Origin of the sequence: Parageobacillus galactosidasius (assembly GCF_002217735.1) — a bacterium.
In the GTDB taxonomy this organism is placed as follows: Bacteria; Bacillota; Bacilli; order Bacillales; family Anoxybacillaceae; genus Parageobacillus_B; species Parageobacillus_B toebii.
On the sequence record NZ_NDYL01000001.1, the window covers coordinates 1,248,713 to 1,262,630 of the forward strand.

At 42.3% G+C, this 13,918-nt stretch carries 13 protein-coding genes; all 13 read left to right on the forward strand.

Going from position 1 to position 13,918, the window contains the following annotated elements:
- Positions 1–74 precede the first annotated feature (74 nt).
- The 13 genes from B9L23_RS06610 to B9L23_RS06670 all read left to right on the forward strand — a co-directional run bounded on the left by B9L23_RS06610 (position 75) and on the right by B9L23_RS06670 (position 13,855).
- Positions 75–1,040, forward strand: a complete 966-nt coding sequence (locus B9L23_RS06610; RefSeq protein WP_081188561.1) for a polysaccharide deacetylase family protein — start codon at positions 75–77, stop codon at positions 1,038–1,040.
- 13 nt (positions 1,041–1,053) lie between these two features.
- A complete protein-coding gene (locus B9L23_RS06615; RefSeq protein ID WP_062753622.1) occupies positions 1,054–2,295 on the forward strand; it encodes a M16 family metallopeptidase in 1,242 nt (413 codons plus the stop codon).
- A gap of 107 nt (positions 2,296–2,402) precedes the next feature.
- Complete coding sequence (locus B9L23_RS06620; RefSeq protein ID WP_015863496.1) at positions 2,403–2,642, forward strand: YlmC/YmxH family sporulation protein; 240 nt, start codon at positions 2,403–2,405, stop codon at positions 2,640–2,642.
- 142 nt (positions 2,643–2,784) lie between these two features.
- A complete protein-coding gene (dpaA, locus tag B9L23_RS06625) occupies positions 2,785–3,687 on the forward strand; it encodes a dipicolinic acid synthetase subunit A (protein WP_062753339.1) in 903 nt (300 codons plus the stop codon).
- Positions 3,688–4,284, forward strand: a complete 597-nt coding sequence (locus B9L23_RS06630; protein ID WP_089097083.1) for a dipicolinate synthase subunit B — start codon at positions 3,688–3,690, stop codon at positions 4,282–4,284.
- Positions 4,285–4,407: 123 nt separating this feature from the next.
- Complete coding sequence (gene asd / locus B9L23_RS06635; protein ID WP_015863500.1) at positions 4,408–5,454, forward strand: aspartate-semialdehyde dehydrogenase; 1,047 nt, start codon at positions 4,408–4,410, stop codon at positions 5,452–5,454.
- Between the two features lie 31 nt (positions 5,455–5,485).
- Positions 5,486–6,733, forward strand: coding sequence for an aspartate kinase (gene dapG, locus B9L23_RS06640; protein ID WP_062753338.1), 1,248 nt, complete (start codon positions 5,486–5,488; stop codon positions 6,731–6,733).
- 12 nt (positions 6,734–6,745) lie between these two features.
- Positions 6,746–7,618 carry a 4-hydroxy-tetrahydrodipicolinate synthase gene (gene dapA, locus B9L23_RS06645; protein ID WP_015863502.1) on the forward strand — a complete coding sequence of 291 codons (873 nt, stop codon included), beginning with the start codon at positions 6,746–6,748 and terminating at the stop codon, positions 7,616–7,618.
- A gap of 151 nt (positions 7,619–7,769) precedes the next feature.
- A complete protein-coding gene (locus B9L23_RS06650) occupies positions 7,770–9,437 on the forward strand; it encodes a ribonuclease J (protein WP_015863503.1) in 1,668 nt (555 codons plus the stop codon).
- A 109-nt stretch (positions 9,438–9,546) separates the two neighbouring features.
- Positions 9,547–10,284 carry a ClpP family protease gene (locus tag B9L23_RS06655; RefSeq protein ID WP_015863504.1) on the forward strand — a complete coding sequence of 246 codons (738 nt, stop codon included), beginning with the start codon at positions 9,547–9,549 and terminating at the stop codon, positions 10,282–10,284.
- Entirely contained in the window at positions 10,281–10,505 is a 225-nt protein-coding gene (locus tag B9L23_RS06660) for a YlzJ-like family protein (RefSeq protein WP_015863505.1), read from the forward strand. Before B9L23_RS06655 ends, B9L23_RS06660 begins: the two co-directional genes overlap by 4 nt.
- Positions 10,506–10,611: 106 nt before the next feature.
- A complete protein-coding gene (locus tag B9L23_RS06665; protein ID WP_089097084.1) occupies positions 10,612–12,921 on the forward strand; it encodes a DNA translocase FtsK in 2,310 nt (769 codons plus the stop codon).
- Between the two features lie 202 nt (positions 12,922–13,123).
- Positions 13,124–13,855 (forward strand): GntR family transcriptional regulator, encoded by a 732-nt coding sequence (locus B9L23_RS06670; protein WP_015863507.1) that lies wholly within the window; start codon positions 13,124–13,126, stop codon positions 13,853–13,855.
- Positions 13,856–13,918 lie beyond the last annotated feature (63 nt).

The window sequence follows — 13,918 nt, forward strand, 5'->3', positions numbered from 1 at the left end:
GGCTTCTTTGTTGTGGGGGAAAGTTCTATCTTGTCCCTTCTTCACATATTTGTAGTATAAAAGGAGGGACAGATGTGAACAGAAATTATACCCGCTATTTATCGGTGGCGATTATGTTTTTCTTTGTTTGGGTCATCATCAATCAGCCACCAGTGAGCCAATATATTACCGTTTTTTCACAAAAAGGGAATATTATGGCTATGAAAGGAGCCGATAAGCTCTATGCAGAAATTGTAGAAAAAGCAAAACAGTATGAAATTCCCCCACAAGATGCGGTCATCGATCGAGTATGGAAAGCAACGCCTGGTTATAACGGATTAAAAATCGATGTGCAAGCTTCGTATGAAAATATGAAAAAGGAAGGAAAGTTTGATGAACGGAAGCTTGTGTACAAACAAGTTCCTCCACGTGTTCATTTAGGAGATTTGCCGCCAGCACCGATTTATCGGGGACATCCGGATAAACCGATGGTCGCATTTCTCATCAATGTGGCATGGGGAAATGAGTATATTCCGAAAATGCTCGATATTTTAAAAAAGCATAACGTGAAGGCAACGTTTTTTTTGGAAGGGCGTTGGGTAAAAAATCATCCTGATATGGCAAAAATGATTGTAGATGCTGGTCACGAAATAGGAAATCATTCATATAGCCATCCTGACTTTAAGTCGCTAGATAATGAAAAAATCCGCAAGGAACTAGTCAAAACGAACGAAATCATCGAAGCGACAACCGGGGTGAAATGCAAATGGTTTGCTCCTCCAAGCGGGAGCTATCGTGATGATGTCGTGAAAATCGCCGCTGATTTAGATATGAAAACAATTATGTGGAGCGTCGATACAATTGATTGGCAAAAACCGTCTCCATCTGTTATAGTGAGACGGGTAATGTCCAAAGTTCATCCCGGTGCAATGATTTTGATGCATCCAACGCTATCAACGGCCGAGGCGCTTGAGCCGCTTATTATTTCGATTCAGCAAAAAGAATATGAAATTGGTAATGTGTCTACATTATTAGACGAAAAGAGAATTGTACAAAAATAGGAGGAACGTGATGTTGATTAATAAATATACTTGCAAAAACGGAGTACGAATCGTGCTAGAACAAATTCCGACAGTGCGTTCTGTCGCGATCGGGATATGGATTGGAACAGGTTCACGCAATGAGACGGAGCAAAATAATGGAATTTCACACTTTTTAGAACATATGTTCTTTAAAGGGACAAAAACGCGCACGGCAAGAGAGATTGCCGAAGCGTTTGACAGTATTGGCGGTCAAGTAAATGCGTTTACTTCTAAAGAATATACTTGCTATTATGCCAAAGTATTAGATGAGCATGCATCATTTGCTCTCGAAATGTTAGCAGATATGTTTTTCCATTCTACTTTTGTTGATGAGGAATTACAAAAGGAGAGAAATGTCGTACTAGAAGAAATTAGAATGTATGAAGATACACCGGATGATATTGTTCATGATTTATTAAGCAAAGCTTGCTATGCGAATCATCCGCTTGGTTATCCAATTTTAGGAACGGAAGAAACGCTGCGCACGTTTACGAGCGATTCGTTGCGCGGATATATGGCTGATTATTATACTCCGGATCGTGTCGTTATTTCCATTGCCGGTAATGTTGACGAAAGTTTTGTTCAGCAAGTGGAAAGCTATTTTGGTTCTTTCACGGCAAAACAAAAAGCTAGCGAATCACCAGCGCCGTTATTTCAGCCGCAAAAATTAGTGCGGCAAAAAGATACGGAACAAGCGCATTTATGTATCGGATTCAACGGGCTTCCTGTCGGCCATCCGGATATTTACACATTAATTATTTTAAATAATATTTTAGGTGGCAGCATGAGCAGTCGTCTTTTCCAAGAGGTCCGTGAACAGCGCGGTTTAGCATACTCGGTCTTTTCTTATCACTCTTCTTACCAAGATAGTGGATTACTAGCGATTTATGCCGGAACAGGCAACAATCAGCTTGATTTGTTATTTGAAACGATACAAGAAACGATCGATGCATTAAAAGAAGATGGAATTACTGAAAAAGAACTAAAAAACAGTAAAGAACAAATGAAGGGAAGTTTAATGTTAGGTTTAGAAAGCACAAATAGCCGGATGAGCCGCAACGGCAAAAACGAATTGTTGCTTGGGCGCCATCGTTCTCTTGATGAAATTATTGAGGAAATTAATAGCGTAACCGTGGAAAAAGTGAATGAACTTGCACGTTGTATTTTTAATGAAGATTATGCGCTTGCCTTAATTAGTCCAAGCGGTCAATTACCGAACCGAATCAGTTCGTAAGCAAGTTGATAGCAACATCGTTGTGCGAAAATGCCTGCTAAAATGCAGGCATTTTTTTATTTTCCTCATCTTACAATAATAGAAAGAAAAGAAAGGAGGAGAACGCGGTGAGGTTAAGCGAGTTAAGCGGCAAAGAAATTGTGGATGCAAGACGCGCCGAACGGCTCGGGGTGCTAGGACAGACGGATTTGGAAATCAATGAGCAAACTGGGCAAATTCAAGCATTGCTCATTCCGACAGGAAAATGGTTTGGATTTCGGAAAGAGGGGAGCGAAATTCGCGTTCCGTGGAAATATATAAAAAAAGTTGGTACGGATATGATTATTATCGATTTTCCGGATGAATGATCAAGAGTGCATGTGATCGCCAAAGGCGGTCACTTTTTTCTTTTAAACTGGAGATATTCACCTACAATTCCTTTTTTACATAAGATGTGAAAAGAAATAAAGCTAAAATATAAGTTTCGCATAAAGAAGGTGAGCATACACGATGATGCTAACAGGCATGCATATTGCCATTATAGGTGGGGACGCAAGGCAATTAGAAGTCATACGCAAATTAATTGAGCTAGATGCGAAATTGTCTTTAGTTGGCTTTGATCAATTAGCGCATCATTTTACGGGAGCGACAAAGTTGAGAATAGATGAAGTCGATTTCGCCGATTTAGATGCGATTATTTTGCCGGTTCACGGAACAACTCCGGATGGAAAAGTAAATACCGTGTTTTCGCATGAACCAATTCCCTTTACAGAAGAAATGATGTTAAAAACACCGAAGCATTGCACGGTCTATTCCGGGATTAGTAATAGCTACTTGGACAATTTAATGAAAACCGTCGACCGCAAATATGTTCAATTATTTGAACGCGACGATGTAGCGATTTATAACTCGATTCCAACCGCAGAGGGAACGATCATGATTGTCATTCAGCATACCGATTTTACGATTCATGGTTCTCGCGTAGCGGTCCTTGGGCTTGGGCGCGTCGGCATGACGGTTGCACGTACATTTGCTGCACTTGGTGCAAAAGTGAAAGTAGGGGCACGCCGCTCGGAGCATCTGGCCCGCATTACAGAAATGGGTCTTACCCCGTTTCATCTCAATGATTTAGAAAAAGAAGTGCAGGATATCGATATTTGCATTAATACCGTTCCGCATTTAATCGTAACGGCAAGTGTCATCGCAAAAATGCCGGCGCATACGCTTATCGTTGATTTAGCTTCAAAGCCTGGCGGCACCGATTTTCGTTACGCCGAAAAGCGTGGAGTAAAAGCGATCCTCGCACCAGGGCTGCCGGGAGTTGTTGCGCCAAAAACAGCAGGGCAAATTATCGCAAATGTTCTTTCACAACTATTATATACAGATTTAGAAAAAAGAAAGGGGAATGTGTAAATGAGTTTAAAAGGAAAGCGAATCGGATTTGGGTTGACAGGTTCTCATTGCACGTATGACGCGGTCATGCCGGAAATTGAAAAATTAGTAAACGAAGGAGCGGAAGTATTGCCAATTGTTACGTATACGGTAAAAACGACAAACACTCGCTTTGGCGAAGGAGAAGAATGGGTGAAGAAGCTAGAAGAAATAACAGGAAACGAAGTGATTGATACGATTGTCAAAGCAGAGCCGCTCGGTCCGAAAATTCCTCTTGATTGTATGGTTATTGCCCCACTGACAGGAAACTCGATGAGCAAACTTGCTAACGCGATGACAGATTCGCCTGTATTAATGGCAGCAAAGGCAACGATGCGTAATCACCGCCCGGTTGTTCTTGGCATTTCCACGAATGATGCGTTAGGATTAAATGGGGTAAACTTAATGCGCCTAATGGCGGCGAAAAATATTTATTTTATTCCGTTTGGCCAAGACGCCCCGCATACAAAACCGAATTCGATGGTGGCAAAAATGTCGCTGTTGCATGATACGGTCCTCGCCGCATTAGAAGGAAGACAGCTTCAGCCGGTCATTATTGAAAAATTCCGGGATCAATAAGCAATCGATAGAAAACTCACTCCTATGCATAAAAATTTTCACTCCTTTAAAGTGGAATATGGTAAAATAAAAACTATAAATTTACCAATGTGATTGAGTGACTATGCGGAAGGAGAATGGTTCATGGAACAAAGACGTTTTCATGTTGCAGTCGTAGGAGCAACTGGCGCAGTTGGCCAACAAATGGTGCAAACGCTCGAAAATAGAAATTTCCCAGTCGGAAAGCTGACATTATTATCATCAGAACGTTCAGCAGGAAAAAAAATGCGCTTTCGCGGCGAAGAAATCGAAGTGCAAGCCGCAAAACCGGAAAGCTTTGAAGGGGTGGATATCGCCCTGTTTAGTGCAGGCGGATCTGTCTCCAAAGCATTGGCACCGGAAGCGGTCAAACGCGGGGCAATCGTGATCGATAACACGAGCGCGTTTCGTATGGAAGAAAACGTCCCGCTCGTTGTCCCTGAAGTGAACGAAAATGATTTAACATGGCATAATGGCATTATCGCCAATCCGAACTGTTCAACGATCCAAATGGTCGTTGCGCTTGAACCGATTCGCCAAGCGTTCGGTCTAAAAAAAGTGATCGTTTCCACGTATCAAGCTGTATCCGGCGCCGGGGTGCAGGCGATTGAGGAATTAAAGGCGCAATCGAAAGCGGTGTTAAACGGTGAGCCGGTGACACCGGAAATTCTGCCAGTAAAATCGGACCGTAAACATTATCAAATTGCTTTTAATGCCATCCCGCAGATTGATAAATTCCAAGAAAACGGCTTTACATTTGAAGAAATGAAAATGATCAATGAAACGAAAAAAATTATGCATATGCCGGAGCTGCAAGTGGCAGCAACATGTGTGCGCATCCCGGTCATTAGCGGCCATTCGGAATCCGTATATATTGAAATTGAAAAAGATGGGGTCAGTGCAGACGACATTAAAGCGGTATTAAAAGATGCTCCGGGTGTCATTTTACAAGATGACCCAAGCGAACAAGTATATCCAATGCCAGTTGATTGTGTTGGCAAATACGATGTGTTTGTCGGACGAATTCGCAAGGATTTAGATCATGACCGGGCGTTCCATTTATGGGTCGTATCTGATAATTTACTAAAAGGCGCGGCATGGAATTCCGTGCAAATTGCGGAAAGTTTAATTAAACTAGGGATTGTAAAATAAATAGAGAAGCGAATTACATCGAGGTGTTAACATGAAAATCATTGTTCAGAAGTTTGGCGGCACATCCGTCCGTGACGAACGAGGGCGTGATTTTGCACGCAAGCATATTGAAAAAGCGCTTGAAGACGGCTATAAAGTAGTTGTTGTCGTCTCGGCGATGGGGCGAAAAGGAGAACCGTATGCGACGGATACGCTCCTTAGCCTCATCGGCGGGGCTAACAATTATGTCACGAAGCGCGAACAAGATATGCTAATGGCGTGCGGTGAAATTATTTCTAGCGTTGTTTTTACGAATCTATTAAATAAGCATGGAATAAAAGCAACTGCGTTTACTGGCGCGCAAGCAGGTTTCCGAACGAACGATGATTATACGAATGCGAAAATTATCGAAATGCGGTGCGAACGCCTGCTTAAAGCATTGAACGAATACGATGTCGTTGTCGTTGCTGGCTTTCAAGGCGCGACAGAAAATGGCGATATTACAACGCTTGGGCGCGGCGGAAGCGATACGTCTGCGGCGGCGCTTGGTGCGGCGTTAAACGCCGAATGGGTCGATATTTTTACCGATGTCGAAGGGGTGATGACTGCAGACCCGCGCATTGTCGAAAACGCCCGTCCGCTCGATGTCGTCACGTATACGGAAATTTGCAATATGGCCTATCAAGGGGCAAAAGTGATTCATCCACGCGCTGTTGAAATTGCGATGCAGGCAAAAGTGCCGTTGCGCGTTCGTTCAACGTATTCCGATTCTTTAGGAACGCTTGTTACATCTGCTATTCGTTCGAAAAAAGGAAGCGATGTAAAAGAGCGGTTAGTCACTGGCATTACTTATGTTTCCAATATTACGCAAATTAAAGTACAGGCGAAAGAGGGACATTATGAATTGCAGTCCGATGTTTTTAAGGCGATGGCGAATGAAGGAATTAGCGTCGACTTCATTAACATCTCGCCAAACGGTGTTGTTTATACGGTTTCTGGTGAAATGACAGAGCGAGCGGTCGCTGCCCTTCGCCGTATTGGTTATGAACCGATCGTTACACCAGGATGTGCGAAAGTATCTACAGTCGGAGCAGGGATTGCTGGAGTCCCTGGAGTGACGGCAAAAATCGTTACGGCTCTTTCTGAGCAAGGAATTCAAATTTTACAATCAGCCGATAGCCATACGACCATTTGGGTATTAGTGAAAGAGGAAGATATGAAAAAAGCGGTGAACGCGTTGCATGATGCATTCCATCTTTCCGAGGAATCGGCGGAAGAGTACGATTTAAAATTGGAGTGAGGAGTGAGGGTATTGATCCAATTTGGCAAAATCGTGACAGCGATGGTAACGCCGTTTGATCATAAAGGAAATATCGATTTTGCAAAAACGACCAAGCTTGTCGATTATTTGCTCGAAAACGGAACAGATTCGCTCGTTGTTGCCGGAACGACAGGCGAATCGCCAACATTAACAACGGAAGAAAAAGTTGCTTTATTCCGTCACGTTGTTTCGGTTGTGAACGGGAGAGTTCCAGTTATTGCTGGGACTGGAAGCAACAATACACACGCATCGATTGAGTTGACGAAGAAAGCGGAAGAAGCTGGCGTCGATGCGGTAATGTTAGTAGCGCCGTATTATAATAAACCGAATCAAGAAGGGTTATATCAACACTTCAAAGCGATTGCCGAAAGCACGTCGCTTCCGGTGATGCTCTATAATATTCCTGGACGTTCTGTTGTGAACATGTCTGTTGACACGGTTGTTCGTTTATCGGAAATTCCAAACATCGTTGCTATAAAAGATGCGAGCGGCAATTTAGATACGATGACGGAAATAATCGCCCGGACGAGAGAGGATTTTCTGCTTTACAGCGGTGACGATAACATCACCCTTCCGGTATTGGCGATTGGCGGTGCCGGCGTTGTGTCTGTTGCCTCTCATATTATTGGCAATGAAATGCAACAAATGATTGCTGCTTTCGAAGCAGGGGAACTTGCCAAAGCGGCAAAACTGCATCAAAAGCTGTTGCCAATTATGAAAGGGTTATTTGCAGCGCCAAATCCTGTACCGGTAAAAACGGCGCTGCAGTTAAAAGGATTAGACGTTGGTTCTGTTCGTCTGCCGCTTGTCCCGCTTACCGAACAAGAGCGCATCGAGCTAATGAATTTATTAAATACATTATAAAAGCCAAAAGGAAAACCAATCCGCATAGGCGGATTGGTTTTTTGCTGTTATAAAGCGCTTCATAAATCATCTTGTATTCAAAATCTCCCATCAGTTATAATAAAATCAAGTGACTTTGAGCGGGTTAGTATCATCATAGGAGGACGTGACATTGAAAACGAAACAAGTAGAGAAAATAAGGATTTTTTCCCTTGGGGGAGTCGGGGAAATCGGTAAAAACATGTATGTGGTCGAGCTGGATGACGACATTTTTGTGATCGACGCCGGCGTCATGTTTCCTGAGGACGAGATGCTTGGGATTGACAAAGTGATTCCTGACATTAGCTATCTCATTGAACGCCAAGATCGCATTAAAGCAATTTTTTTAACCCACGGGCATGAGGAACATATTGGAGCCATTGCTTACGTGTTGAAAAAGATTACGGCGGTGCCGGTGTACGGAACAAAGCTTACGTTAGGATTGGCGGAATCGATTTTGAAGGAACAGGGGATTACAAACGCAAAACTAATCGAAATTCGCTCCGATTCAGAAATTTTGTTTGATAAAGCAAAAGTGACGTTTTTCCGAACGATTCATAGCATCCCTGATTCGGTTGGGATTAGCATTCATACATCCCAAGGCGCCATTGTCTATACGAGCGACTTTAAATTTGACCAGACTCCATATGGCAAAAATCGAGCCGATTTAGGGAAAATGGCGCAGATTGGCGAACAAGGAGTGCTTTGCCTATTATCCGATAGTACGAATGCGGAAAGACCGGGTTATACGGGATCGGACACGCTTGTAGCCCAGGAAATTGCCGATGTTATTTATAACGCGAATGGTCGGGTTTTTGTTGCTTGCTATGCGTCGAACATCACCAGAATTCAACAAGTATTACATGCGGCAAAAATGTACGGACGGAAGGTAGCGGTTGTAGGGAAAACGTTGCATAAAGTGATGGATATTGCTGTTCGGCTTGGATATTTACATCTTCCGGAAAAAGTGACTATTTCCATCCATGACATTGACCGCTATGATGACAAGGAACTTATTATTTTAACAACAGGCGGGCATGGCCAACCGATGAGCGCATTGGCCCGTATGGCTAAACAAGTACACAAGCAGGTCAACATAAAAGAAGGAGATACTGTCATTGTTGCGGCATCGGTGATGCCTGGATATGAATTAGTATTTTCAAAAACCATTGATGCACTGTATCGTGCCGGAGCGAACGTCATTTACCGCGAGAGAAAAGTGCACGTGTCTGGACACGCATGCCAAGAAGAATTGAAGCTAATGCTTAATTTAATGAAACCGAAATATTTTATTCCTGTTCATGGCGAATATCGTATGCAAAAAGCACACGCTAATCTTGCAAAAGCGGTTGGCATCTCCGAAGATAGGACGTTTTTGATTGACAAAGGTGATGTCATTGAATTTCGCAATGGAGTAGCGCGTCCTGGAGGAAAAGTTCCGTACGGCAACATTTTGATTGATGGTCTTGGCATAGGCGATGTTGGCAACATTGTTTTAAGAGACCGGCGTCTTCTTTCGCAAGATGGGATTTTAATTGTTGTCGTTACATTGAGCAAAGAGTCAAAAAAAATTATCGCTGGACCGGAAATTATTTCGCGTGGTTTTGTCTATGTCAGAGAATCAGAATCATTGCTTGATGAAGCAACAAAAATCGTTGCAAATATTGTGAATAAATGCTTGCAAACCTATATGATCGAATGGTCGTCATTAAAATCAAACATTCGCGAAGCATTGAGCCAATTTTTATTTGAAAAAACAAAACGAAAACCGATGATTTTACCAATTATTATGGAAGTATAATACAATCATGCTCAAAGTCAACGAACATGCCGATAGGAAATTCCTATCGGCATTTTTCTTTTCCAACTCGAGCATACTATATGTATGACGGAAAGAAAGGAGAATATGCATGGAAAAAGAGCGTTACATACAATCGGAATCAGAAGAAAACCAAGAAACGAAAGAGGAACAAGTAACAGCGGCGATTCAACAGCTAGGTCAAACAAACATTCCGCAAATGACGCCGGATACAAACATTCATTGTTTAACGATTGTCGGGCAAATTGAGGGACATATTCAACTTCCACCGCAAAATAAAGCAACGAAGTACGAACATGTTATTCCACAAATTGTTGCCATTGAACAAAATCAAAATATTGAAGGCCTGCTCGTTATTTTAAATACGGTAGGCGGAGATGTAGAAGCAGGATTAGCGATTGCGGAAATGCTTGCGTCCTTATCGAAACCGACCGTTTCTATCGTATTAGGAGGCGGTCATTCGATTGGTGTGCCGATTGCGGTTTCTTGTGATTATTCATTTATTACCGAAACGGCAACGATGACGATTCACCCTGTTCGATTGACTGGGCTGGTCATTGGCGTTCCGCAAACATTTGAATATTTGGATAAAATGCAAGAGCGAGTTGTTCGCTTTGTTACAAAACATTCCAAAATTACGGAAGAAAAATTTAAGGAACTTATGTTTTCCAAAGGGAATTTAACGCGTGATATCGGCACCAATGTTGTCGGCCCTGATGCGGTAAAATACGGACTTATTGATGAAGTCGGCGGCGTTGCTCAAGCGATGAACAAATTGCGCGAATTAATTGAACTGAACAAATCAGGGGAAAGGAAGATTGTCCAATGATTTTATATACGATCATGCCGGAACATCTTATCTTCCAAACTGCCAAGGAAGAATACGAAAAACGAACAATGGTATACTATGATGGAATTCCATTTCTTGTACAAAAAACGGAAACCAATGAATATGAAATTGTTCAAAATTTAAGTACGAATCCGCTTCATTTTTTAGAACAAAAATATGCACCAGGAACGAGATTTACGATTTCTTCCACAACATCGTAATGAATTCCATGTCCATTCGTGATATAATAATAAACAAACGGAAAAAAGCAGCCAAGTATGGCTGCTTTTTTCCAATCTTTCAGTTTGTTTATTGGAGTGAATAGTTGTGGCAAAACGGAAACGACAGAAAAAATCAAGACGGCCAAAGCAGTCAAAGCAACATTGGAAAGAAGCATTTCAATTTGAATTGCTTGGTCTTACGATGTTAGCGATTTCCGTCATCGCGATGGCGCGTCTTGGGCTAGTTGGAAAGACGCTCGTATTTATTGCGCGTTTTTTCTTTGGAGAATGGTATATGCTGCTGTTTGTAGCCTTATTTATATTGTCGTTTTATATCATTTGGAAACGTGCATGGCCTTCGTTTACTCATCGCATTCTTCTCGGTTTATATATTATCGTTTCCGCGCTTTTATTACTAAGTCACGAAACGTTATTCGATTTATTGTCCCGACGCGGGCAATTTGACCCTAGCATCATTCGAACAACATGGGAGTTGTTTTGGAACGAAGTGCAGGGAGAATCGGCGAATACTGATTTAGGCGGCGGGATGGTCGGGGCGTTTTTCTTCGCGGCAAGCTATCAATTATTTGATGAACTTGGAACAAAATGGATTTGTTTTTTTCTTTTTATCATCGGGGCTGTTTTTATTACCGGAAAATCATTGAGTGAAACAGTGGGAAAAGTGGTGATCATAATCGCTTCTTTTCTCAAGGAGCAATGGCTGGCGTTTGTTGCGGATATAAAACAGTGGGGCGGTAAAAAGCAGGGACGAAAACGGCAAAAAACAAGAACTCCACAACCCGACAAGCAACATGACAGCACAGAAGAGGAGCCGATCATACAAGAAGGAGAAACGCTCTCTCCTCCGCCGATTATTTCTGATTTTACTGCCGCGCGTTCGAATGAGATAGAACAAGAACGAGAGCAGGAAAACGCAGAAGACATTGAGGAAGAGGCGTCTGGGCCGTTAGCGTTTTCGGAAATGGAAAATATTGATTATCAACTTCCGCCTCTTGAACTGCTCCATCTTCCAAAACAATCAAACCAAGCGAAAGATCATGCAAACATTTATGCAAATGCGCGCAAGCTGGAAAAAACATTTCAAAGCTTCGGTGTAAAGGCGAAAGTAACCCAAGTTCATCTTGGCCCTGCAGTAACGAAATATGAAGTATATCCGGACGTAGGGGTGAAGGTAAGCAAAATTGTTAGTTTGAGCGACGACCTTGCCCTTGCGCTAGCTGCAAAAGACATTCGTATTGAAGCGCCGATTCCCGGAAAATCCGCGATCGGCATTGAAGTTCCAAATGAAGAAATTGCGACCGTTTCTTTAAGAGAAGTGTTAGAAGCGATCGATCATTACAAACATGAAGCGAAACTATTAATTCCGCTAGGCCGTGACATCTCTGGCGAAGTCGTTGCAGCTGAGCTTAACAAAATGCCGCATTTATTAATTGCCGGGGCAACGGGAAGCGGGAAAAGTGTGTGCATTAATGGAATTATCGTAAGCTTGCTTATGCGTACAAAGCCGCATGAAGTAAAATTAATGATGATTGACCCGAAAATGGTAGAATTAAGCGTGTATAACGGAATACCGCATTTGTTGGCTCCGGTTGTGACGAATCCGAAAAAAGCGTCACAAGCGTTAAAAAAGGTTGTTCAAGAAATGGAAAGAAGATATGAATTATTTTCACATACAGGCACACGAAATATCGAAGGGTATAATGAATACGTGCAGCGCCATAATCAAGAATCGGAAGGAAAACAGCCGCTTCTTCCTTATATTGTCGTTATTATTGATGAGCTGGCAGATTTAATGATGGTTGCTTCTTCCGATGTAGAGGATTCGATTACGCGCTTGGCGCAAATGGCGCGCGCGGCAGGAATTCATTTAATTATTGCGACACAGCGGCCTTCGGTTGACGTCATTACAGGTGTCATTAAAGCAAACATTCCGTCACGGATCGCTTTTAGCGTTTCTTCCCAAACCGATTCGCGGACTATTTTGGATATGGGGGGAGCGGAAAAACTGCTGGGCCGTGGCGATATGCTGTTTTTGCCGATGGGTGCTTCCAAACCGATTCGTGTCCAAGGAGCGTTTGTTTCCGATGAAGAAGTCGAAGAGGTTGTCGATTTTGTTATTTCCCAGCAAAAAGCACAATATTATGAAGAGATGATGGTCAGCGAAGAAAATAGTGAGAGCGAGGAATTTGACGATGAATTGTATGATGAAGCGGTTCGGCTTGTTGTAGAGATGCAAAGTGCTTCGGTTTCCATGCTGCAACGGCGCTTTCGCATCGGTTATAATCGTGCGGCTCGTCTCATAGATGCGATGGAGGCACGTGGAGTTGTTGGACCCTATGAAGGAAGTAAACCTCGCGCTGTACTTATTCCAAAAGAAAATGTAAAAACATCATAGGGGAGCAGGCAAACTTGTTGCCTGCTCTTTTAAAAAATATATCACATTGAAAACGTTATCAATCGTTTTTTTGCTTTTTTCGACAAAATTTTTATTTACTATTTATTTATCCCAAAAAAAATGGTATAGTAATCTCGAAGAGTCTACATGTCTAACGTCAGAGGTCTGATATCTGTTGAAATGAAAAATGGGGGATTTTTTCATGTCCATCAAGTCAGACAACCGTCACCTATATTTACAAGTGATTGATCGAATTAAGCGTGATATTGAAACAGGCGTGTATAAAGAAAAACAAAAGCTCCCATCGGAATTTGAATTAGCGAAACAACTAGGTGTCAGCCGTGCAACATTGCGTGAGGCATTGCGTGTTTTAGAGGAAGAAAACGTGATTATTCGCCGGCATGGTGTTGGAACGTTCGTCAATGCAAGACCGCTGTTTACATCGGGGATCGAGCAGTTAAGCAGCGTTACTGATATGATTCGGCAGGCAGGTCGAAAACCTGGAACGATTTTTTTATCTTCTTCCATTCAACAGCCAACGGAAGATGACATCCGGAGATTTCAATGTTCGGCGGACGATGACATTCTTTTGATTGAACGTGTCCGTACAGCTGACGGGGAGCCTGTTGTATATTGTATAGACAAAATTTTATGTAAATATTTACCAAAAGGAATTTCCTATGAGCAAGAATCCCTTTTTGAAAACTTACACAATCAGGCGAATCGCGATATTGCTTATGCTGTAGCTCGCATTGAACCGCTCGGTTACCATGAGAAAGTGTCGCCGATTTTGCAATGTGAGCCAGAAACTGCGCTTCTTGTGTTAAAGCAAATGCATTTTGATAAAAATGATGAGCCGATTTTTTATTCCATCAACTATTTCCGTTCTGACAAAATCAGCTTTCATGTACTTCGAAAACGCCTTAGTTTTTAAGGAGGTGACATCCATACATAGAAATATAGGGATGATTTTATAATAAGTAAGAAAGCACAACAA